Below are 23870 nucleotides of genomic sequence, written 5' to 3' on the forward strand. Positions count from 1 at the left end.
TCCTAGTTAAATCCGTTTTGTTTAAACACTGCCTGAGCTTGGGCGCTTTCTATAAAGGCAGCAAAGTCCTTGGTAGTTTGCTTGTCGTTCAGCTCTGCCATGGGGTACGTAATAGCCGTGTGGCTCGAAGCCGGAAACGTACCAATGACTTTTACTTTATCACTCACTAGCGCGTCCGTCTTATAAACAATCCCAAGTGGTGTTTCGCCACGTTCAACTAAAGTAAGTGCAACTCTTACATTGTTGACGGGGGCGAGTTGCCCATTTAAACCACCCCATAAGCCAAGCGACTCAAGGGCTTCTTTGGCATACACTCCTGCAGGCACGGAATTGGTTTGACCAATCGCTAGTCTTTGACCTGACAAGCGTTTTGACCATTGTTCTAGGCTCTCTAACTCCAGTGGTGCTGCATCGGCCTTCGGTGAGATCACGACTAACTGATTATGAGCAATATATGTGACAGCGTCACCATTAATTACTCCTTGTTGAACTAGATAATCACTCCATTTAGTATTGGCTGATATATAGAGATCAGCAGGCGCCCCACTCAATATTTGCCGTGCAAGAGAAGAAGAACCTGCGAAAACGGGCGTAACTTTTACGCCTGTTTCTGCTTGGTATTTCTCAGCTAATGCTTTAATCACATTAGTCATGGACGACGCAGCATAAACGTTCACTGAGGCATGAACTGTCGCAGAGAAAATGAAAGTCAAAAAGGTGCAAAAGAGTCGCTGAGTAAATAATTTCATCGATATCAGGTATAAAGTTCCGGCCAGATTAAGTCTAGCTTCATGTGTTGTTCGACAGCATCGGCTATTCGGTTGATTGCATTTTCTTGATTCTGTTGATGGTCAATAGAAGCAATACTTTCCGCCCCCGCCCACTGACAAATCAATGCTAACGCTTGTGGGGTATCCAAAATACCATGTAAATAAGTCCCAAAGATTTGATTACAGTCACTGATAGCACCATCTGCTGAACCGGATTCTAAGGAGACTGGAGAACTGCCATTCCCTAATGTTCTACCGACATGAATTTCATACCCTTTCACTGGTGCAGTTTGATTATTCAACTCCAGCACTCCGGATACGATTGTCAGTGCTTTTTCTTTGGTTAACTCTGTGGAAACAGGTAAATAATCGAGGCCTTGTGATTCACCAGCAACGCTTTCTACGCCTAAAGGATCGCTAATATGACGTCCTAACATCTGGTACCCGCCACAAATTCCTATCACCTTTCCACCTAATCTTAAGTGTCGGGCGATATCTTTATCCCAACCTTGGCTTCGTAAATAGTCGAGATCGGCTCTCACGGATTTGGTGCCTGGTAGAATTATCAAATCTGCTTTATCAAGCTTTTGACCTTTACCTACATAGCGAAAGTTAATGTCTGGATTTTGCCTTAGCACATCAAAATCGGTGTGATTGCTGATTCTGGTGAGTACGGGGACGACGACGTTTAGCTTGACCGACTCACCAGTATTTTGTTGATTATTTATGGCATCCTCTGCTTCAAGGTCAAAGCCGTGAAGATAAGGCAAAACGCCAAGGACTGGCTTGCCTGTTTTTTCTTCAAGCCAATCTAACCCTGACTGAAGCAACGATATGTCGCCGCGAAATCGATTAATAACGAAACCAATCACTCGGTTTTGCTCTGATGGCGAAAGTAAATCTAGGGTGCCAACCAAATGCGCAAAAACACCCCCGCGGTCAATATCAGCAATGATGATGACGGGAACATCTGCCTCTTCAGCAAACCCCATATTCGCAATGTCATTTTCACGTAAGTTAATTTCCGCTGGACTACCGGCTCCCTCAATCATGACAGATTCAAATTGCTCTTGGAGTATTGAAAAAGACTCAAGCACGGTAGGTAAAGCAATTTGCTTGTAGTTTTGATATCCCACAGCTTCCATGTTACTGAGAGCTTTGCCTTGCAGGATTACCTGAGCCCCAGTATCCGAATTGGGTTTGAGTAGGACTGGATTCATATGTACTGAAGTTTCAACATTCGCGGCACTGGCTTGTACTGCTTGAGCACGACCAATTTCACCGCCATCTGATGTGACCGCACTGTTGAGCGCCATATTTTGGGGCTTGAAAGGTGCAACTCTGACTCCTTTTCTGGCCAATACACGGCATAAAGCTGCCACTAATACACTTTTTCCGGCATCGGATGTCGTGCCCTGAACCATCAATGCTTGTAATGCTGGTTGCATAATCTATTAATTTTTCGAGTCTTTTTACTGAGTATTGTCTAATCATAGCCTCTTTAGGTTTGTTGACTCAATAAATGAATCGAATATGAATACTCTCCTCAGAGGTTATTCAAAATAGCTATGGCTTAATAGCACCATCAACAACGAAACCTGTCTAAAAAGGAAACATCATGAAAAAAGTTATTTTGGCTACCGCTGCTGCTCTAGTACTTTCACCTACTCTAGTATTCGCAAAAGAAGGCCAATCGGCGTCAGGCATCCAGTTTAATGGCCCCGTTGACCTGACAACAGTCGATTCCCTAATTGCTGAGAGCAACATGTTTACTGAGAAGAATGTTGTTATTGATGGCAACATCGTACGCCAAATTAAAGGAGACACCTTTGTGTTTTCTGATGGTAAGAGCGAAATTCAAATCGAGATTGATGATGATATCCACCTGAACCAAGCCATAGATGCAACAACAAACCTGCGTATCTTCGGTGAGTTTGAAGGCGGAAATACTCCAGAAATTGAAGTTGATCGTATTCAACTACTTTAAAGATAAAGTAATTTAACTCCCACTGCGTTAATATTTGGCTTGCTTATTGCAAGCCTTTTTTATAGTCAAAAACTTGATGCTAGTCGGAGTACTACCCTTGAAAAAGATCATCCTAACCAGTGCGCTAATTTGTGCTGGTTTCGCTGGCGCGGCAAATGCGAACAACTTTAATTATAATTTCTTTGAAGTGCGTACAGCGGTGAACCCTGAAATGAGCGGCGTTGAATTCAGCACACTCTTCACTGATAACTCTCACTTTATTCTGAGAGCAGACACGCAGTTCGACAACGACTACGATTTGGCAGGTGGTATCGGCTTTAATGGACCAATTAGTCAGTTTGCTGACGTTTATGGTCAATTACTTGTACATCAGACGAAATTTACTGAGGAAGCAGGCGGTGAAACAGATACTGTGGCAGAAGTAAACATTGGCTTCCGCATGTGGCTTGCCGATCAGATTGAGGCAACAGGTAGAATTGGCCGCAATGATGACAGCTCTGTGTTCCATGCAGGTGTACGCTTCCACTCAACGGAGCAACTGTCACTATCTGCTGAAACACGTAACAATGGCCTATATGGTCCTCAGATTACTATGTCAGTACGCTTCCAGTACTAACACCACGACTTTCAATTCCCAAAGCCCAGCGAGTAGCCGGGCTTTTTATTGCCTGACAATAATCTTTCTAGGCACAAGCTCAACACCTGGTTGATAACGCTTAGCCGTTGCATTTAGTGCCAGTGCGAGAGCACTATCGGCTATTAGCTCAAACTGTTGAGGTAATGAGTTGATTTTAACAGGTAAGAAGTCCAGCAGGCGATTGTCACCAAAGGTGGATAACTTAACTTGTTCCATTACTTCAGGCTTATCCAATAAAACGTCAAGTACACCCTCTAGCAAGGTGTATGATGTCGTGATGATTGCTTGAGGAAGATTTCCATCAGCGATCCAACCTTCCAACACTTTGCGGCCATCTTCTCTATTGAAGTGTTCGCCATAACCCACTACCGTTTCTAAGTCACCTCTCTGTGCAACTGAACGAAAGCCAAGCTCACGCTCTCGGGAAATGTTTAGTTCAGGCAAAGCACCGATTAGACCCACTTTAGTTACGCCGTCACTAATTATTGAGGACGTAAGTTCAAATGCCGCGCCAAAATCTTCACTGATGACACAAGAAAAGTGTTCATCATCCAACGGACGGTCAATTGCGATAACGGGTGTGCCTTTCTCTTGTAAATCTCGATAAAAGTCACTGGCTTCAGGAATGGCACTCGCAACAAAAAGCGCATCAACTTTGCGGCTTACTAAAGCTTGAACAACGCTTTTTTCTGTTGAGGGCTCATCATCCGAGCATGCAATCAATATTTGGTATCCGGCCGCGCGGGAGTTCTGTTCTAGCAGTTTGGCTAACCGAGCATAACTGGTGTTTTCTAAGTCAGGAATAATTAAACCAAACGAACGGCTCTGCCCCGCTCTCAAAGTACTTGCAGCAAGATCAGGACGGTAATTGTGCTCATCTACAACTGCCATCACCTTCTTCTGTGTTTTCTCACTGATTCGATACTTTTGCGCCTTGCCGTTGATGACATAACTGGCGGTCGTTTTGGATACTCCAGCCAGTTTGGCTATTTCATCTAGTGTCATATGAACCTACATATTCTGTGCATTGGATCAAAAATCCTTAATGATGATCCTGACAATATTTGCATTATAAACTGAAACGATTCAGCATAAAAGCTGAAAGGATTCAGCAAAATTGAAAATTTGATAACGATTCGAATTTTGAATAACACAGCAAATGAAAATCTATTGTTTTTGGTTTGCTGAATTTTTTTAATAATTTGCTGAAACGATTCAGCTATGCATTGAATGCTACTGAATTGGATAAATAAACGAATTGAGGCGCTTATGCTCAAGTTAACAACAAAAGATATTTCGCTGCAGCAATCTTTCTCTGATAAGAAAAGTGCAATTACATTTCTTGCTGAAGCACTGACGAGTAAGGGTTTGGTCGAGAATGGCTACGTCGAGGGTATGCTGAACAGAGAAAACCAAAACTCTACTTTCCTAGGCAACGGTATTGCTATTCCTCACGGTACTACCGATACCCGTGCATTGGTTAAAACAACGGGCGTGTCTATTGCCCACTTTCCTGAAGGTGTTGATTGGGGGGATGGCAACACTGCTTACGTTGCGATTGGAATCGCCGCCAAGTCTGATGAGCACTTGGGGATATTGAAGCAACTCACAAAAGTGCTATCTGCAGATGGCATTGAAGCCAAGCTTAAACAAGCAAAAACTGAAGATGAAATTATTGCGCTTCTGAATGGAGAAACGCAATTGGAGATTGATTTTGATCCGTCTCTCATTCAACTCAACTTCCCTGCCAGCGATATGGTTCAGATGTCAGCAGTTGCGGGTGGATTGCTCAAAAATACTGGTTGTGCTGATAGCGAGTTTGTTGCCAGCCTAGTCACTACTGCCCCAACCCATCTTGGCCGTGGAGTTTGGCTCGCAAGTTCAGATAAAGCCGTTATGCGCACTGGAATGGCTTTTGTTTCAACAGCCAACCATTGTGAGTATGAAGGCAAAGAAGTCAAAGCACTTATCGCGTTTGCTGCGTGTAACGATAGTCATAAATCCCAGTTGGATACTCTTAGCCAAATTGTTTTCGAAGGTAAGCAAAACGTACTCACCGACGCGACGACAGATCAATTGCTCAACTTATTTAAGTCAAATGAAACCGAGCTCCCTTCCAGTGAAGGGAGCGATAACAGCGCTGTCTTTGTTATTCGAAATGCCCATGGCTTGCATGCAAGACCTGGCGCAATGCTTGTCGCTGAAGCCAAAAAATTCGAATCAACCATCAAAGTTGCCAACCTTGATGGTGATGGTTCTACGGTTAACGCTAAAAGCTTGATGAAGGTGATCGCTTTAGGTGTCAAAAAGGGTCATCAACTTCAGTTTACTGCGGATGGTGCAGATGCACAGCAAGCTCTTGCGTCTATTGGTGCAGCCATCGACGCTGGCCTGGGCGAGAGCTAAGGAATCATTATGACGAACAAAGTCGTTACCATCACGTTGAATCCGGCACTTGACCTTACAGGCAGTTTATCAACTCTTAAACAGGGTTCCGTTAGCTTAGTTAATCAGAGTTCACTCCACGCCGCAGGCAAAGGTGTAAACGTTGCTAGAGTGCTATCCGATTTAGGTGCAGAAGTTACAGTGACTGGCTTTCTTGGCAAAGACAATCAGGAAATGTTCTGTCAGCTGTTTGAAGAGATGGGCGCTAATGACCAGTTCATTAGAGTCTGCGGTGCTACACGTATCAACGTCAAACTTGTCGAAGAGAATGGCAGCGTAAGTGACATCAATTTTCCAGGTATCAGCATCGACGAAGCGGCACTGAGTCAATTTGAAGCCAAACTAGAAGAACTTGCTGAGCACCACGACTACTTTGTGCTGGCAGGAAGTCTGCCAAAAGGCGTCACTCCACAGCGTTGCGCTTCATGGGTTTCCTTCCTTGAGAAAAAAGGCAAAAAAGTCTTGTTTGATTCGAGCCGAGAGGCGCTAAAAGCTGGTATCGAATCCGCCCCTTGGTTGATTAAGCCTAATGATGAAGAGCTGTCTGACTATGCTGGAAAAACATTAACTTCTGCCTTTGAGTGTCAGGAAGTTGCTGAAAACCTAAGTCAGCGCGGAATAGAAAACGTGGTCGTTTCCATGGGCGCTGAAGGCGTAATGTGGTTAAACCAGAATCAATGGATTCAAGCTCAGCCGCCTAGAATGGACGTCGTCAGCACCGTGGGTGCAGGCGATACGCTGGTTGCCGGTTTGTGCTGGGGCCACATGAAATCGATGACGAAAACTGAACTCTTGTCTTTCGCTACCGCACTTTCAGCCTTGGCTGTGAGCCAAGTCGGCGTTGGCGTCCCAGATATTAAACAAGTACATACCCTACAAGAACAAATCAAAATCAACCTGCTCTCTGATCAGAAAGCTTAAGGACAAAGGTCGAGATTATGAATATTGCAATTATTACAGCTTGCCCTAGCGGGGTTGCAAATAGCATCATAGCTGCCGGGCTTTTAGAAAAAGCCGCTAATCAACTCAAGTTCAGCGCCAAAATAGAATGCCAGTCCAGCGTATTAGCTGGTTACACACTAAACGCGGAAGATATTGCTAAAGCAGATGTAGTGGTCATTGCAACCAATACTCCTGTCGACACGTCGCGTTTTGTTGGTAAAAAGGTGTATCAAGCCTCTATCAATGAAGTCACCGAAAACCCGGCGGATTTTCTTCAACACGCGGTTAGCAATGCAACCGAGTTAAATGTTGAGAGTGTTCAGTCTGTAGCATTGTCTACAAACGTTTCCACTAAGAAGATTGTCGCTATTACTGCCTGCCCTACAGGCGTGGCTCACACCTTCATGGCTGCCGAAGCACTAGAAGATGAAGCTAAACGTCAGGGCCACCAAATCAAAGTCGAAACTCGCGGCTCAGTCGGTGCGAAAAACCAACTGACTGAGGCTGACATTTCTGACGCTGATCTGGTTATCATCGCTGCGGATATTGAAGTGCCACTTGATCGCTTCAATGGCAAACCTATGTACCGCACTAAGACGGGGCCAGCACTTAAAAAGACTGAGCAAGAGCTAAATAAAGCCTTCTCTGAAGCCACTATTTACCAGCATACAGGTTCTGGCGAGTCTGCGACAGTTGAAGAGAAAAAAGGTGTCTATAAGCATCTGATGACAGGTGTTTCGCATATGTTGCCTGTCGTTGTTGCTGGCGGTTTGATCATCGCGCTTTCATTCGTATTTGGTATTGAAGCATTTAAAGAAGAAGGTACGCTTGCCGCGGCGCTCATGACCATTGGTGGAGGTTCTGCCTTTGCTCTGATGATTCCAGTGCTTGCTGGTTTTATTGCATTCTCAATTGCCGATCGCCCAGGTCTTGCACCAGGCTTAATTGGTGGCATGCTTGCCAGTTCAACGGGTGCCGGCTTCCTTGGCGGGATCGCAGCTGGTTTTATTGCTGGTTACTCAGCGAAGCTCATCGCCGACAAAGTCCAACTTCCTCAATCGATGGAAGCACTGAAGCCGATTCTGATCATTCCTTTTGTTGCAAGTTTGTTCACTGGCCTAGTAATGATCTACATCGTTGGTGGTCCGGTTTCTGGCATTATGGCTGCGATGACAGAGTTCTTGAATAACATGGGTTCTGCTAACGCGGTACTACTTGGCGTTATCTTAGGTGCAATGATGTGTTTTGACCTTGGTGGTCCGATAAACAAAGCCGCGTACACGTTTGGTGTTGGCTTGCTTGCATCTCAAACTTACGCTCCTATGGCAGCGATCATGGCGGCTGGTATGGTACCTGCCTTGGGTATGGGGCTGGCCACATTCTTAGCGCGAGATAAGTTTGAGCCGAGTGAACGTGAAGCAGGTAAAGCTTCCTTCGTATTAGGGCTTTGCTTTATCTCTGAAGGCGCTATTCCTTTTGCAGCGAAAGATCCGATGCGTGTTATCCCAGCCTGTATGGCAGGTGGCGCATTAACAGGTGCCCTTTCAATGTTGTTTGGCGCAAAACTGATGGCTCCTCATGGTGGTTTGTTTGTATTGCTTATTCCTAACGCTATAACTCCTGTTCTGATGTATCTAGTTGCCATTACGGCAGGTACTGCACTCACTGGCTTTGGTTATGCATTTTTGAAGAATCGTTCAAATCAAGGTAAAGCAGAAACCGCTGCCGCTTAAACTTGTAAGCCAGTCTCCCCCAATCGACTTGGCTCAAGCCCTACTCATTGAGTAGGGCTTTTTTATTCCCGAATTTTTAAATACTTACCATTAATCAATGCATCATATTGCCCAGCATCTGAATCAATATCGTGGGATATTCCACACTGCTCACAGTAAAATCAATAAAAGCTCATATAATTATTCACAGTATTATTAAGTAAATTTGTGGCGTCATTGGGGCGAAATGTTCAAGATAAATTCCCGCATTCTCATGCAGTTCATGCTTGTATTCATCACCCTAGCCTTCGTGCCAACACTTTATTTTGCGAACGAGCTTTCTAAGGTCGAAGAAGATGCTCGTCAACAAGTCGATCGCCTGACACAAACAAAACTAGAATATGCGCGCTCTGAATTAAAATCGCACTCTTCTAAAATTCTTAAATCCGTAAAATTCCTTTCGAGTAATGGCATCTTCCATCGTGCGGTGTTGGAGCCAAACGATATGAATCGCGGGGCATTACAGGACTTTTGGCTGTTAGTAGCCCGTACTCAAGGCTACTTTTCGCAACTTCGCTATTTGGACAACCATGGCCAAGAGTTGGTGCGAATTAATCATGGTCAACGCGCGAGTGTTGTTGTTCCTGAAGAGTTCTTACAAAACAAATTCCATCGGGATTATTTCAAGTTCGCTCAAAACCTGCCTGTAAATACGGTCGGAACTTTTGGTATTGATTTAGAGCGAGAAAATAATCAAATTGCCCAGCCGCTTACACCCAGTTTAAGGGTAATCGTCCCCATCGACATTCATTCAGAGCGTCGTGGCTACTTTATTGCAAATCTTGACTTTGACTATTTGTATCAACGCTTAGCGTATAACAAAGTGAATGACGATTTACCGGATGTCTTCAATTCTGATGGCTATTACGTCATGGCTAAAAACATGACAAACATAATGGGCCACATTGCGAAAGAAAACTCAGAGTTTAAATTAAGTAAGCTCTACCCTAAGTTGTGGCGCCAACTTCAATTCAATGAGCATGGGACCCTATTTGAACAAGGCAAATGGTTATCTTACGTTAAAGCAGAACTCAATACCCTTGATAGACCACTGCACTTTATCCTCGTCGCTGAAGTCTCTCAGTACGACGCGGCTCAGCTTTACCTTGAGCGTAAGACTGAACTCTCAATTCAAGCCGCTTCTGTATACATGATCATTTTACTCATCGCGTTCAGTTTTGTTACGTGGAATTACAATCACACCAAAAATAGTCTGGAAAGCCAAATTGCCCGTGCTGCAATGAATGGTATGTCAGCTATGCTGATCACCGATCGTCAGAACCGAATTATTAAGACGAATGAAGAGTTTACTCGAGTCAGTGGTTATACCTTTGAAGAGGTCAAAGGAAAGCAGCCTTCTTTCTTTGCTGCTAATAAACATGAACAAGAGTTCTACATTAATATGTGGAAGATTTTAGAAAAAGAAGGCTTGTGGGAAGGCGAAGTCGTTAACAAGCGTCGCGATGGTTCTCATATTACCGAGATACTGCGTATTCAGACAGTGACCGACAACAATGGGGTAATTCAGTTTTATGTTGCCTCTTTTGTCGACATCTCTCACCGTAAAGAACTCGAAAATCGCCTGAGAGAGATGAGTGAGAAAGACTCTATGACTGGTTTATGGAATAGACGTAAGTTTGATCAAGAAATGGCGGCGCAATGTGCAAAAAGTAAGCGCTATAGCCATGCTGAACCTACTTGTTTTGCTATTGTCGATATCGACCACTTCAAGCGTGTAAATGATAGATTGGGTCACGATGAAGGCGATAAAATTATTAAATCTGTCGGAACAGTCTTAAGTGATCATCTTCGAGAAACAGACTTCATTGCACGAATCGGTGGCGAAGAGTTTGCGATCATTATGCCCCACACTCGCATTCAAGAAGCGGAAATCGTCACAAACCGCCTGCGCACATCGGTATCGCTTCAACACGACGAGCAAATTACGGTCAGTGTTGGGGTAACTGATATGGATGGTTCTGTCGAAAATACCTACAAGCGTGCTGACGTGGCATTGTATGAATCTAAGTCATTGGGTAGAAATTGTGTATCGATTCTTGACTCTGAAGAGATGGGTACTGTTGCCTAACTTTGGTGCAATGCATTTTGTTGGTGCAATGGGTGGTGCATTTTTTTAATACGAATCGTTGGCAGAGCGCGAAAACTCAACAAGTTGAATATTGGCTTGAAACTTGAAGTAGTCTTTCTGAAAGCACATAAACGCACTATTTCAGGGAGAAAGGCATGCAAGATACACTAGCGGTAGTCCTAGCAGGTGGGATGGGTTCGAGATTGAGCCCTTTGACTGACGATAGAGCAAAGCCAGCCGTTCCATTTGGAGGCAAGTATCGAATCATAGATTTTACACTCACCAATTGCCTACACTCCGGCCTTAGAAAAATTCTCGTTCTTACCCAATACAAATCCCACTCACTTCAAAAGCATTTACGTGATGGTTGGTCGATATTCAATCCGGAACTTGGCGAGTTCATTTCTGTAGTTCCGCCGCAAATGAGAGGAGGCGGTAAATGGTATGAAGGTACTGCCGATGCCATCTACCACAATTTATGGCTACTTTCCCGCAGTGATGCAAAGTATGTTGTTGTTTTGTCTGGCGATCACATCTATCGAATGGATTACGCTGCAATGCTCGAAGAACATAAGCAAAATAATGCCAAGCTCACCATCGCTTGCATGGATGTAAGCCGTGATGAGGCCACTCAATTTGGTGTCATGGATACTGATGACAACGGCCTAATTACTTCATTTGTTGAAAAGCCTCTCGACCCACCATCGATTCCTGGCAAACCTGATCGCAGTTTGGCATCCATGGGAATCTACATCTTTGATATGGATGTATTAAGAGCCGCACTCGATGACGATGCTGAATGTCCTGACTCAAGTCATGACTTTGGTAAAGACATTATTCCTAAACTTATCAAGACAGAGTCGGTTTACGCTTACGATTTTTGTAATGATAAAGGTCGAGTAGCGAAAGATTGCTACTGGCGAGACGTTGGAACACTAGATTCGTTTTATGAAGCCAATATGGATTTGCTTGAGCCGGTTCCGCCCATGAACCTTTATCAGCCTGATTGGGCAGTAAGAACTTATGAAGCGCAATGCCCTCCTGCCCGCACTGTTTCTTCTGCAACTGGAAATGAAGGGATTTTTATTAATTCAATCATTGCGAATGGCGTAATTAATTCGGGTGGGTCTGTTCAGCATTCCGTGGTATCACCCAATGTTCGAATTAACGACAGCGCTACTGTGGTCGACAGTATTCTTTTTGATGATGTTGAAGTTGGAGAAGGAAGCCAGTTAGTCAACTGTATTATTGATAAACACGTTAAGGTTCCACCATACACTCAAATTGGAATTAACAAAATTGAAGACGCCAAACGGTTCCATGTTTCGGAAAAAGGTGTTGTCGTTGTTCCTGAGAACTATCAATTTTCTTAAGTTAAAAAATAGCCCTCTTAATCTCATCGAGTTTAAGAGGGCTGATTTAAGAGACTGACTAGATCTCCTATAGGGGTATGTAAATCAAAAACTTGTATGTTGTTTTGTTTACTCGAGGAATTATGCTGTTACTGGTTTGATAAAAAAACAGTAATTATTTAACTGTCCTTTTCCTCTTTTGTGTTTTCAACTCACCAGCTTTAATCCTGTCGGTGTTTCATTAAAGTGTCTTTTGTACTCACGCGAGAATTGAGAAACACTGTTATAACCAACTAGTCTTGCTGCATCATTCACTTTCTTACCTTCTAGCTGGATGAGTTCTTTCGCTTTGTTTAAACGCACCTTTTTAATGTACTGAATAGGTGATTCAAGTGTGATCTGACGAAAAGCGCTGTGGAAGGCAGACATACTCATGTTGGCCTCTTCAGCAAGGTGTTGTACAGAGAGTGTTTCGCTATAGCTTCTATGGACTTTATCCAAAGCTTTGGCGACGCGAGCATATTGACCTTCATGGTGGGCTAAATCAAACAACACATGCCCTTCACTACTAGTCAAGGCACGATAGGCCAACTCTTCTTTGAGAGATTCACCTAACAGTGATAGCTCAATTGGATTACACAACGCGCGCATGATTCGTTTGCAGGTATCCAGCATAGAATCTTCCATACTGACAGAACGCAAACCACAGGTGTAATGTGGTTGCTCTTTGTGAGGAGCATATCCAAGTGATTCAAGCTTATTAACGTGACGATGTAACATCTGAGGGTCAATATCGACAGTTAACCCAAGAAGCGGCTCGCCATTTGTTGGGAACGCCTCACACTCTAAAGGCATAGGCACACCAACGACTAAGTAGTCATTTGGCCCATACTTTACCGGCTCACTGCCAATATGAATAATCTTGTTTCCTTGCCCCAACACAATCACACCAGACTGATAAATAAAAGGCTGGCGAGTGTTTCCAGTGCTACTGCGATAAAACCAAACTCCATCAAGATCGGTCTTTCTTACCCCTTCGAGGTCATTCAGATTATGGGTATCAACATACTGCTGCATTAATCGGGCGAGTGTCATATCACCTCCTGTCAATTTTCAATAAGAATATACAAAAAGTAGGAATAGGCAACATAAACAGAGGATTCGATATTTTTAAAACGACTTTTCAGTACTATTATGCATTCAAACAATGAAGTGTTTCCAAGCTCGGGACACAAGATCAGTCTGCCCTATCAGGCGTTCAACTGAAGCAAGAGGAATGACAATGCAATTTACTTACGCTAACCCTACCCAGATTCTGTTTGGTCAAGGTCAAATCAGTGCCATTCAATCATCGATTCAACCGCAAGATAAAGTTCTTGTCATTTACGGCGGAGGTTCTATTAAACGTAACGGCGTTTATGATCAGGTTTCTGAGGCACTGAACGGTCATCAATGGGTTGAGTTTTCAGGCGTTGAACCAAACCCAACAAAAGAAACACTTGATAAAGCGGTCGCGATTGTTAAAGAGCAAGGCATTAACTTCATCCTTGCTGTTGGTGGCGGTTCTGTTATTGATGGCTCTAAATACATTGCGGCGGCTGCCAAGTATGATGGTGACGGCTGGGATATCCTAACGGGCAAGCATCAAGTTTCTGAAGCAACACCACTTGGCGCAGTATTAACACTTCCAGCAACTGGCTCCGAATCCAATATGGGTGCTGTGATTACAAAAGCTGAAACGCAGGATAAGCTCGCGTTCCTTAGCCCATTTGTACAGCCAAAATTTGCGGTTATGGACCCGGATGTGATGAAGACTCTGCCTGAAAAGCAACTAATCAACGGTATTGTTGATGCTTGGGTACACGTATGTGAGCAATACCTGACTACAAAACATGGCGCAATGGTTCAAGATGGATATGCAGAGACTCTACTTCGCACTCTTAAGAAGCTCGGTGAAGACTTTGACAATCGTGACGATGACGCATGGCGTGCAAATCTAATGTGGTCAGCAAACCAGGCTCTGAATGGTCTCATCGGCAGCGGTGTACCGCAAGACTGGGCGACTCACATGATCGGCCACGAGCTGACTGCGCTTTGGGGTGTGGACCACGCTCGCTCTCTGGCCATCGTACAGCCTTCTCTTCTTCGCAACCAATTGGTTCACAAACGTGCCAAACTGGAACAAATGGGCGTGAATGTATTTGGTCTAGAACTGGGGGATGACCTAGCCGAGCGTACCATCGATGCAATAGAAAGTTTCTACCAGACAATGACAGTCTCAACACAGTTAACTGAGCATGGCAGTGATAAACAAAGCGCGATTGACTCGGTAGTGAGTCAGTTAGAACTTCATGGCATGAAAGCATTAGGTGAAAATCAAGCGATCACTCTAAAGGAAAGCCGCGAAATATTGACTCAGGCTATTGCTTAGTTAACACCCTGTTAGTACGCTAAAAAGCAGCAATATTGCTGCTTTTTTTATATGGGTGAAAAGAGAAATGTGGCTGCTGATCCTAACACTGTGTGCTGTACATGTCTGGAGTATTGAGCGTGGCCCTCGGTGGCTGTTTTATGCCACCAAAACTTTACCAATTTTACTCATGGCTATTGTGTCAATCTCACTGTATGAGGTGGTTGGTCAATACGCTTTATGGATGGCAGTAGGATTACTTGTTTCTGTTGTTGGCGACCTACTACTCATGCAACCGAAAGATAGATTTGTCCAAGGGTTAACGGTTTTCCTACTGGTACACTTTATCTACTCTCTCGCTTTTTATACTCAACTCGATGGATTGATAAATTGGTGGCTACCACTACTACTTTTATCGGTTGGTATTATTGTTTTCTTACTACTGCTCCCCACGCTCGGAAACATGAAGCTTCCTGTAGCCTTCTATTCATTAGGTATTCTCGGGATGGCTTGGGCTGCGATTGAGTATTGGCGAGTGGATCATGCACAGTCAGCAGCGTTTGCTGTCATGGGCGCGTTGATTTTTATAACCTCAGACATTGTGTTAGCCGTAGACCGATTCCGATCCAGTTCAGCTTTCTCGCGTCATGTGATTATGATTACCTACTACACCGCACAATTGTTGCTGACATTATCTGTCGTTGCCTACAGAGCTTAAGAATTATAAGTGGAAACGATAAATCAAATCATCATAGAGTTTGCCACCAATTCGATACGCGTTTTCTTCCCTTTCTACTAACTCAAATCCTGCCTTTTCAAGCACTTTGCACGAAGCTACGTTACCATCAGTCACGATAGCGTTAATATTCTTTACCGCAGGTAGAGAGCTCTTTACGTGAGCGATTAATGCCAGTAAAGACTCTGTCCCTATACCTTTTCCATGAAACTCTGGAAGCAGTAAATAGCCTATTTCTACAGAATCATCAGATTCATCTTCAATGCACAAACCTGTTACGCCTATGGGCTGATTGTTTTGGCTATCTCTAATAACAAGGCATAGCCAATGTCCGCTTCCCCACTCCCACACAGGTAATCTCGATTCAAATCGTTGGCGAATGTCATCAAGTTCAGGTTGGTCAAACGCGTAACGAATCACTTCTTCTTCTTGGTGTAAGCGTAAGAAAAGTGGCCAATCTGTTTCTGTAATCTGACGCATCGAAAGTCGAGGAGATGAAATTTCTATCATAGTTCTACCTAGTCAACCAATTGATTCAACGCTTGTTTTGAGCTTTCTATCAGCGATAAAAGCTGATCTTTATCCGCCAAATAATCACTAACTGGCTGCTGAGATTTCTCTATACCCAAACAAGCGTCAAACAATGCTAGCAGACCCAAGCTTCCTGCTGAACCTTTCAACTTGTGTGCGAGTTGTTTTATTTGATTCGGGTCATCTTGCTCAGCGGCTGTTTGCATAAGATTCAATGTTTCGTCAGCACTCTTATCAAACAGGGTGATGATTTCTTTCATTTTTTCGTTCCCAAGAATGAGAGAATCTTTACTGACAACGCTTATATCGATGATGCGTGAGGTCACGGGCGGGTAACTTGGCGCAAGATCCGATTGCTCAAGTAACAGCGAGTGACCTTGCAGACTGGAGTTAATCATATGACAAAGTGCATCTTTATCTAAAGGTTTAGGCAGGTAGCCATCGAACCCTGCAGCAAGGTAGCTTTGCACTTCTTCATCGTAAACGTGAGCTGAAATTGCAATCACTGGAGTGACATTGTCACTTTTAATTCGTTTCAATTTATCTAACAGCTCTACGCCATTGCAGTCAGGGAGGTTGATATCAAGCAAAGCGATATCAAAATCATGCTGAGAATAAATCTCCTCAGCGGAATTGCCATCATTCGCCGTCGTGACTTCGTGACCTAGACTTTCTAAAAATCCTTCCGCTACTAGGCAATTAACTGGGTTATCTTCCACCAGCAGTACTTTCGCTTTTAGCGTTGAGCCAACATTAAGATCTTTAGATTGAACCTTGCTGCCTTGGGACAAAGGAACACTAAAACTGAATCGGCTCCCCTGTCCTACTTCAGATTCGAGCTGCAGGAATCCTCCCATGGCTTCGACAATACGTTTGCTAATAGCGAGACCAAGGCCCGTGCCACCTTTGCTACTCATACCACCAGAAGCCTGAGTAAACGCATCGAACAAAGTCTCTTGCTCTTCCTGACTGATACCTATGCCAGTATCAGAAACTTCGAACAACACCTGACCGTCTTGGCCAGGATCATAGGTTACGTAAATATCAACGTGGCCTTGCTCTGTAAATTTAACAGCATTGCCGACTAGATTGGTTAACACTTGGCTAATACGAGTTACGTCACCATATAAAAACTGACTGACATCGCTTTCTATCAAGGTACTGATTTCGATGTTTTTTTCTTTAGCTCTGCCATCAAGCAACTGCTGAACGTCTTTCACCATGTCAAAAAGGTTGAAGTCCACTGGCCGTATTTCTAGGTGGCCCGCTTCAATCTTCGAATAATCAAGCACATCATTCAGGATCGCAAGTAATGTGGTACCGCTACGATTGATCACATCCACAAAATGGCCTTGTTTCGAGTTCAACCCAGTCTCTTTAAGCAATCTAGCTGTACCAAGCACCCCGTTCATTGGTGTGCGAATTTCATGGCTCATTGTTGCTAAGAACGCAGTTTTTGCTCGGCTCGCTTGCTCTGCTTGTCGGCGCGCTTTCGCATGGTTGAGTACTTCGTGATTTAGGCGTTTGTTAGTATCTTGCAATTGGTGGGTACGCTCTGTAACAAGCTCTTCAAGATGTTCTTTATGCTCTTGCAACTCTCGCTTCGCTTTTGCTTCACTTTCTGCGACCACTTTTAATGATTGAGCCGTGTTTCTTGCTGTAATGATAGCTTGGCCCATATGGGCTAATTCATCATTGCCTTTCACTGTGATATCGACATTCAGTTGCCCCTGCGCAATAGACGACAAAGCCGACGAATATTCTGCTAAGCGTTTAAGTACAGATACATAAACCACTTTCCAAACGATCAAAATGACGATCAGCATACCCAATACCGTAATGATCGTCAGACTGAGTTGAGCATAATTTAATGTCGTTTTGAGCTTGTCCACTGCTCGTGTCGTAGCTTGGTTTGAATCATCGACCAATTTGTTTACGGTCGTATTCAAAGCTGAAAATTGTATCAGTGTGTCCTGCATTAGCTGTTGTGATGCTCGTTCGTTTTGGTAGCGTTGATGCAAAACGTCAAAGACGACCTCACCTTTTTCCAATTGCGTTAATAGTTCAGCCATTTGTATCGAACGTGTTGGATCTTCTACCGCTCGCACTCGGCGTTTCATGATCTCAAGGTTACTGACAAACTCTTCTCTAACCGTATGGATACGATCGATATCCGAAATTGTGCGCGCTTCTTCAATGTGGTTAAGCATTTTAAATGCAAGTAAGTGTAATTCGTGCAGCCTTTCTGCTAGATCTAAATCCACTTCAACGAGCGTGTCTAAAGCTTGGTATGCTTGGGACGTTTGGGCATTTTCTATCAAATCGTAAATATGGGTGACATTCGCAATGGCAATAGTACTAGTATTGGAAACCTGCGTACGCGTCAACTCTTCTAGTTCAGATGCTTGCTCACGAAGTTCCACTGTCCGCGTGCTTAATTCTTTTTCAAGAACCAGTTTCTTCTCTACAACGATACCCAGCTCGACCAAAGTATCGATTACGGTTTGAACGTCAGCTTCCAGTGTGCTTAATAGTTTGGAATCAAAAGAATCTGAACCGAGCTGTTTGATATGTTGAAGTAAACTTTCCAGCTGAGAAAACAACTCTTTACCCGCCTTTTGGCGCTGAAGTTCGGATTTAGAATTTGAGAGAGTTTGCACAGAAGCTATGATTCGTGAACTCAGTTCAGACACTTGTCTAGCTTCAATCATTGAAGGGATTGCGGAATTCACAACATTCCTTTCGGTCTTGGCGACCGAGGAGAAGCCGAACACACCAATCAACGCGGAAATGAGTACTAACAGCGCCATTGCGAGAAAAGCAAACAACAACTTCCGACCAATACTGGCTTTAGCAAGTAACATTAAGTAAATACACTTCTTTGCACTGTGGGAATACGCTATATTTTGCAGTGTTTATGTAACGAATACCAACGATATACATCATGCTTCCAGCTTTCTCCCTAAAACGACTGTTTGTAATGGCCATTGCGGTATACTCCTTCTTACCGACTTCTTTGTCTGCCGCTGAAGCACCTCTAAGACTGTGCGCGCTTTACCCCCACCTTAAAGACTCTTATTGGCTTTCTGTTAACTATGGCATGGTAGACGAGGCTAAAAAGCTAGGGGTTGATTTAAAAGTGTTTGAAGCCGGCGGATACCCAAATCAGATTAAACAAAAAGAACAACTTCAGAACTGCCAGCGATGGAAAGCGGACGCCATTATCTTGGGCACAGTCGCCCCTGATCTATACATGAACAATTTGCGCCAATTCGCAGTTGATATTCCTGTTTTTGCGAGTGTTAATGAACTGATTTTGGGTAGCCATTCAAGAGAACAGCTCAAAGGCGAAGTTGGCGTCGATTGGTATTGGATGGGTTATTACACGGGGCAGTATTTGAAGGATAAACACCCCCGAGGTTCTGGGACTAAAAATATTGTTTTACTCCCAGGTCCGGATTCTAGTGGTGGAACTAAGCCTGTTATCCGTGGCTTTCTCAGTGCTATTGAAGACAGTGATATTCAGATTGTTGAAACCTACTGGGCAGATAATGACAAAGAGCTTCAGCGAAACCTTGTACAGCAATCAATCGAGCGTGAAGACCTAGATTATATAGTTGGCAGTGCTGTAGCGATTGAAGCGGCGATCAGCGAATTAAGGACAGCAGGAAAAACGGATCAGATAGGACTAATTTCAACTTACCTCAGTCACGGCGTTTACCGCGGCCTGCTGAGAAATCGCGTAGAATTTGCGCCTACTGACAAAATGGTTAAACAAGGTCGATTATCTGTAAAACAAGCGGTAAGCTATCTGAAAGGTGAACCTTACGAGAAAAGTGAAGCTCCAATCATTGAGGCATTGACACCTGAAAACTTAAAACCTCAGGTGATATCGGATTCTTTGTCTCCATCAGAGTATCGACCAACATTTTACGTAAATAATTAGAAATATTAGGGAACAATCTAGAATGCAGAAAACAACTCGCACTATGCCTGCACACAAACATGTTGCTCTTGTTGCGCATGACAACTGTAAACCAGAGCTACTTCGCTGGGTTACTGAGCACAAAGAAAAGCTTCAGCGCCATTTTCTGTACGCGACCGGCACAACAGGCTCCATGCTGAGTAAAGAAACAGGCCTAGCGATAAAGAGCATGATTTCCGGACCGATGGGCGGTGACCAACAACTTGGCGCTCTGATTTCGGAAGGAAAAATCGATATGCTTATCTTCTTCTGGGATCCACTCAATGCTGTACCGCATGACCCTGATGTAAAAGCCCTACTCCGTATCGCCAGTGTATGGAACATCCCAGTCGCCACTAACCGCGCAACGGCAAACTTCCTAATCGAGTCTGACTTAATTGAATCCGAAGTCGACATCGAAATCCCAGATTACGAAGCTTATCTTGCAGATCGAACATAAAGTTTTCTTAGGAGGGCTTTGTATCATTAAGTCCTCCCACTCAAATAAAAGCCTGCCCAGTTGTGTTAAAATTAACAGTATTCGTTGGCTTCATATTCCGGAAATGTAATCGATGAAGAAATATGAATTTGTTGTTCAAGATATTATTAGTAAAATTTCTCAAAAATTAATATCCGAGAAATTACCTACTGAAAGAGAATTATCTGAATCTTATAACGTATCTAGATTTACCATTAGAAAGGCTTTAGAAAAGCTTCAATCAATTGGTATTATATATATAAAATCTGGTTCAGGAATTTACATATACAAAAACTTGGACAGCAGCCCGCTAATATATAACTCTATTACTGAAAAACGTTTCAATGAAATTTCTTATAAGAAAATAAAGATAAACAAAAGATTAACCGACAGCCAAGAAAAACAAGCATTTCTACTTGATGACAATGATTATATATGGAATTTAAAAAGGCTAAGGTTAATTGATGGTAAAGTCACTCAGATTGAAGAAACTAAAATACCTGTGAAAATGTTCCCCAAAATGAGTGATGAGATTGTAGAACATTCTCTACAAAAGCATGCCATAGAGCTTGGGCTAAAGATTGAAAAGTATCTCACCACTTATCGAGCGATAAACATCTCTGCTGAGGACGCCAAACTATTTGGCTGTAAACGATCCACTGCTGCAATGAACATTACCAATCGCGGTTTTTTAAAGTCCGGTGAAGTGTTTATTGTCAGCAATGTTATCGATATCGATTACCAATGTACTTACCATACCCCTTTCAATACTGAAGACATTGAATTTAGAGAAAAAAATAGCCGCTAAAGCGGCTATTTTTTTAAGGTGTGTGGATAGTACCATCTGGTAGACGGCTCTGCGTCCACTCATGGGGCCTATAAGTCACTGGGAAATCGGCAGCAACTTCTGTATCGATTTCAACGCCTATGCCGCTCAACTCAGATGCATAAAGGTAGCCATTTTTAGGTTCACTCGCACCAGGAAAAACTTTGCGCGTATTTTCTTTATATTCGACATGTTCCTGAATAGCAGCATTGTGTAGATGAACGTTTAGATGCATATTGACTGCAGCGCCTATAGGTGTCATGTCTGGCGGGCAGTGCCACGCAATCCTTACTCCAAATGTCTGACATAGGTGACCAAGTTTCAACGCTGGAGTAATACCACCAATTTGAGATACGTGGCAGCGAATAAAATCTATCCGACGATTAATAATTAGAGATTTCCACTCTTCAGGATTGTTAAATAACTCGCCTAGGCCAAGAGAAACTGATGTTTGGCTACGGATATTATCCAGCCATTCGGTTTGATTAGGTGGAAGGATATCTTCTATAAAATAGGGTTTGTATTTTTCTACGTCTTTAGCAAACTGAACCGCTTGGTTGGGAAATAATCGTTCGTGCACATCATGAAGAATATGGAATTGGTTTCCATATTTTTCACGAAGTAATTTAAACATGGTGACAGTGTTCTCTACGTATTGGTCTTGATCATAGTATGAACCAACAGTTGGGTTTTGTGTGGTATGTAATGCCTCAGGAACACCGCCATAAAAGCCTAACTGGCAACGTATGTGTCGATAACCCTGTTTCAAATAGTTATCGATCGACTCGTATAAACCTTCCATAGAGTCACTGGTTGCATGTGTGTACACCGCAATCGCATCACGTGATTTTCCACCGAACAATTGGTGAAGTGGCATTTTTGCTTGCTTGGCTTTAATGTCCCATAAGGCCATATCAACTCCTGATACCGCGTTATTAATCACAGGGCCATTCCGCCAATATGCATTTACCATCATCATCTGCCACAAGTCTTCAATATTGTTAGCATCTTTACCTATAAGTAATGGTTTTAAATATTCATCAACCATAGTCTTAACAGCTAAAGGACGTTGCTGAAATGTTGCACACCCATAACCTACTGTACCATTATTAGTATGAACTATAACGGTAATTAAATTATGTCTATCTGGTTTTGTAATGATGCATTCTACATCAGTGATAATTGTTGTGTTCACGATTAAACGACTCTTACTCAGAATTTTCCTTATATAACAATTTAAATTTTTCGTTTTCAAGCCCTAATATTATTAAAAAAATAATTGGTTCGTTAATTGTTATAGTTTTCAATGAAAAACAGACCAATTGGAAAAAATAATTAGAATTTGATTCAACTTGACTTTAATTGTGACAAAACTCTCAGTTTCAGCCATTTGGAAGACAGACTAATATCTATAGTATGAGTCCCAATCAAGTAGATTAATTAATAGCGGTAGTCGTATATGAAGATAGATGAATCTGTAGGTGCATTAGATCCAAGCAATATTGGCCCTAATAAAACGAGTAGTATCAAAGAGAAAGTACAGTATCTGATTGAATCCCTTGGTGGAACAACCAACATAACTGATTCTACACACTGTATGACTCGCCTGCGTTTTAAGCTAAAAGACGAGTCTCTAGTGAAGGAAAACACACTGAAGTCGCTGCAAGGCGTCAAAGGCGTAGTAATTAAGCAAGGCCAAGTTCAGGTTATTATTGGCGTAGACGTTGAGAAATGGTTTAAAGCCCTTCCCACAAGCCAACCTAGTTCGGACTCTAATAGCGCTGGTTCTACTAAAGAAGATGGCAAACTTTTCCAAGGCGCAATGCGTATAGTAGCAGGCATCTTTGGTCCGATTGTTCCTGCAATTGCGGGGGCTGGTATGCTTATGGGTTTACTTTCAGGCCTTATAGCGACTGAGGTGATCTCAGAAAACTCCGATACCGTTTTCTTCTTTCGATCTATTTCTGTAGCCGTATTCTTCTTTCTACCTATTTTGGTCTCTTTCTCGGCCGCGAAAATGTTTCGTGTTAACGAATACATCGCTGTTGCTGTGGCAGCTGCAATGCTGTCACCGAAGCTAATAGAAAAAGCCGCTGCGTTAAAAGAAGCAAACATACCAACTGAATTAACGGTTTTAGGGGCTGTCCCTATTGAATTGCTAAACTATGGCGGAGCGATAGTTCCTGTGATCTTGGCAGTATGGTTGCTTTCAAAAGTTACACCACTTGTTGACAGTATTGTTCCATCAGCGGCTAAGCCTGTTATCACCCCCCTATTAGCGTTTGCTATCACATCAACACTCACACTCTCTTTTGTTGGACCTCTAGGTATTTGGTTGAGCAATGGAGCTGGGTGGATCGTGAGTTCATTACTAGAAATTTCACCGACTTTAACTGGCTTTGTTTTTGGGATTACGCGTCCAATTACCATAGTATTTGGTATCCACCATAGCATGACGCCAATCAGCTTAAACAACTTCGCACTTTATGGTAAAGACCTGCTCATGCCGATCATGTGTCTTGGTAACCTTGCTATTGCTGGTGCTACGTTTGCGGTGTGGTACAAGCAGCGTAAGTTCGTTTCTAAAGAAAACTCTTCAATTACAGCTAGTTCCGGGGTAACCGCTATTCTTGGTATCACCGAGCCAGCTCTGTTTGGTGTATTGACGAATTATACTAAGGCCCTGTTTATGGCGAGCTTAGCTGCTGGCATCTTTGGTGCAATATCAGTAACTCTTGATACCCACCTAACTAGCTATATCTTGTCGTCTGTTTTCAGTCTTCCGGCATACTTGTCTGGCGGAACACAGAACTTCATCCAAGCCATTCTCGGTGTATGTGGCGTGTTTATTCTGTCTTTTGCGTTAACGATGGCATTCGTGAAAATAGAAGCTAAATAAGCGTTATCTCCTGAAAACAAGCCGCTTGTCCC

At 43.2% G+C, this 23870-nt stretch carries 20 protein-coding genes; 13 read left to right on the forward strand and 7 right to left on the reverse strand.

What is annotated here, in order from left to right:
* Positions 1 to 2: 2 nt before the first annotated feature.
* A complete protein-coding gene (gene modA, locus FIU99_RS17395) occupies positions 3 to 749 on the reverse strand; it encodes a molybdate ABC transporter substrate-binding protein (protein ID WP_039952096.1) in 747 nt (248 codons plus the stop codon).
* A gap of 5 nt (positions 750 to 754) precedes the next feature.
* Complete coding sequence (locus FIU99_RS17400; RefSeq protein WP_006960979.1) at positions 755 to 2218, reverse strand: cobyric acid synthase; 1464 nt, start codon at positions 2216 to 2218, stop codon at positions 755 to 757.
* A 170-nt stretch (positions 2219 to 2388) separates the two neighbouring features.
* On the opposite strand from FIU99_RS17400, the gene FIU99_RS17405 reads away from it, so the two are divergent.
* Both FIU99_RS17405 and FIU99_RS17410 read left to right on the forward strand, forming a co-directional pair.
* Positions 2389 to 2757, forward strand: coding sequence for a YgiW/YdeI family stress tolerance OB fold protein (locus tag FIU99_RS17405; protein ID WP_006960977.1), 369 nt, complete (start codon positions 2389 to 2391; stop codon positions 2755 to 2757).
* Between the two features lie 97 nt (positions 2758 to 2854).
* Positions 2855 to 3373 carry a hypothetical protein gene (locus FIU99_RS17410; protein WP_006960975.1) on the forward strand — a complete coding sequence of 173 codons (519 nt, stop codon included), beginning with the start codon at positions 2855 to 2857 and terminating at the stop codon, positions 3371 to 3373.
* A gap of 45 nt (positions 3374 to 3418) precedes the next feature.
* On the opposite strand, the gene cra is transcribed toward FIU99_RS17410, so the two are convergent.
* Positions 3419 to 4399 carry a catabolite repressor/activator gene (cra, locus tag FIU99_RS17415; protein ID WP_152472428.1) on the reverse strand — a complete coding sequence of 327 codons (981 nt, stop codon included), beginning with the start codon at positions 4397 to 4399 and terminating at the stop codon, positions 3419 to 3421.
* A gap of 264 nt (positions 4400 to 4663) precedes the next feature.
* Here cra and fruB point away from each other — a divergent pair, with 264 nt between their 5' ends.
* The 5 genes from fruB to glgC all read left to right on the forward strand — a co-directional run bounded on the left by fruB (position 4664) and on the right by glgC (position 12015).
* The gene (gene fruB, locus FIU99_RS17420; protein WP_006960973.1) at positions 4664 to 5800 is read left to right on the forward strand and encodes a fused PTS fructose transporter subunit IIA/HPr protein; all 1137 of its coding nucleotides are present in this window, start codon (positions 4664 to 4666) and stop codon (positions 5798 to 5800) included.
* Positions 5801 to 5809: 9 nt separating this feature from the next.
* The gene (gene pfkB, locus FIU99_RS17425; RefSeq protein WP_006960972.1) at positions 5810 to 6760 is read left to right on the forward strand and encodes a 1-phosphofructokinase; all 951 of its coding nucleotides are present in this window, start codon (positions 5810 to 5812) and stop codon (positions 6758 to 6760) included.
* Positions 6761 to 6777: 17 nt separating this feature from the next.
* On the forward strand, positions 6778 to 8514 hold the full coding sequence (gene fruA, locus FIU99_RS17430) for a PTS fructose transporter subunit IIBC (RefSeq protein ID WP_006960971.1): 1737 nt from the start codon (positions 6778 to 6780) through the stop codon (positions 8512 to 8514).
* A 226-nt stretch (positions 8515 to 8740) separates the two neighbouring features.
* Positions 8741 to 10642, forward strand: coding sequence for a diguanylate cyclase (locus tag FIU99_RS17435; protein WP_152472429.1), 1902 nt, complete (start codon positions 8741 to 8743; stop codon positions 10640 to 10642).
* A 155-nt stretch (positions 10643 to 10797) separates the two neighbouring features.
* The gene (gene glgC, locus FIU99_RS17440) at positions 10798 to 12015 is read left to right on the forward strand and encodes a glucose-1-phosphate adenylyltransferase (protein ID WP_006960969.1); all 1218 of its coding nucleotides are present in this window, start codon (positions 10798 to 10800) and stop codon (positions 12013 to 12015) included.
* A 186-nt stretch (positions 12016 to 12201) separates the two neighbouring features.
* Here glgC and FIU99_RS17445 read toward each other — a convergent pair whose 3' ends face one another.
* On the reverse strand, positions 12202 to 13089 hold the full coding sequence (locus FIU99_RS17445) for an AraC family transcriptional regulator N-terminal domain-containing protein (protein ID WP_006960968.1): 888 nt from the start codon (positions 13087 to 13089) through the stop codon (positions 12202 to 12204).
* A 187-nt stretch (positions 13090 to 13276) separates the two neighbouring features.
* On the opposite strand from FIU99_RS17445, the gene FIU99_RS17450 reads away from it, so the two are divergent.
* Positions 13277 to 14425 (forward strand): iron-containing alcohol dehydrogenase, encoded by a 1149-nt coding sequence (locus tag FIU99_RS17450; RefSeq protein ID WP_006960967.1) that lies wholly within the window; start codon positions 13277 to 13279, stop codon positions 14423 to 14425.
* Positions 14426 to 14492: 67 nt separating this feature from the next.
* Complete coding sequence (locus tag FIU99_RS17455; protein WP_006960966.1) at positions 14493 to 15122, forward strand: lysoplasmalogenase; 630 nt, start codon at positions 14493 to 14495, stop codon at positions 15120 to 15122.
* A gap of 3 nt (positions 15123 to 15125) precedes the next feature.
* Here FIU99_RS17455 and FIU99_RS17460 read toward each other — a convergent pair whose 3' ends face one another.
* Positions 15126 to 15650 carry a GNAT family N-acetyltransferase gene (locus FIU99_RS17460; protein ID WP_039952094.1) on the reverse strand — a complete coding sequence of 175 codons (525 nt, stop codon included), beginning with the start codon at positions 15648 to 15650 and terminating at the stop codon, positions 15126 to 15128.
* A gap of 8 nt (positions 15651 to 15658) precedes the next feature.
* Positions 15659 to 18535, reverse strand: a complete 2877-nt coding sequence (torS, locus tag FIU99_RS17465; RefSeq protein ID WP_006960964.1) for a TMAO reductase system sensor histidine kinase/response regulator TorS — start codon at positions 18533 to 18535, stop codon at positions 15659 to 15661.
* A 116-nt stretch (positions 18536 to 18651) separates the two neighbouring features.
* Here torS and torT point away from each other — a divergent pair, with 116 nt between their 5' ends.
* From torT to FIU99_RS17480, 3 genes are all read left to right on the forward strand, one after another.
* The gene (gene torT / locus FIU99_RS17470) at positions 18652 to 19617 is read left to right on the forward strand and encodes a TMAO reductase system periplasmic protein TorT (protein WP_086026963.1); all 966 of its coding nucleotides are present in this window, start codon (positions 18652 to 18654) and stop codon (positions 19615 to 19617) included.
* A 22-nt stretch (positions 19618 to 19639) separates the two neighbouring features.
* Positions 19640 to 20095: a methylglyoxal synthase gene (locus tag FIU99_RS17475; RefSeq protein WP_006960955.1), complete on the forward strand. Its 456-nt coding sequence runs from the start codon at positions 19640 to 19642 to the stop codon at positions 20093 to 20095.
* Between the two features lie 112 nt (positions 20096 to 20207).
* Positions 20208 to 20921, forward strand: a complete 714-nt coding sequence (locus FIU99_RS17480; RefSeq protein ID WP_006960954.1) for a GntR family transcriptional regulator — start codon at positions 20208 to 20210, stop codon at positions 20919 to 20921.
* Between the two features lie 13 nt (positions 20922 to 20934).
* On the opposite strand, the gene FIU99_RS17485 is transcribed toward FIU99_RS17480, so the two are convergent.
* Positions 20935 to 22134, reverse strand: a complete 1200-nt coding sequence (locus FIU99_RS17485) for an enolase C-terminal domain-like protein (protein ID WP_152472430.1) — start codon at positions 22132 to 22134, stop codon at positions 20935 to 20937.
* A 264-nt stretch (positions 22135 to 22398) separates the two neighbouring features.
* Between FIU99_RS17485 and FIU99_RS17490 the strand changes: the two genes are divergently transcribed.
* A complete protein-coding gene (locus tag FIU99_RS17490) occupies positions 22399 to 23838 on the forward strand; it encodes a PTS transporter subunit EIIC (protein ID WP_152472431.1) in 1440 nt (479 codons plus the stop codon).
* Positions 23839 to 23870 lie beyond the last annotated feature (32 nt).

The sequence above is a fragment of the Vibrio sp. THAF64 genome (genome assembly GCF_009363455.1).
GTDB lineage: Bacteria > Pseudomonadota > Gammaproteobacteria > Enterobacterales > Vibrionaceae > Vibrio > Vibrio coralliilyticus.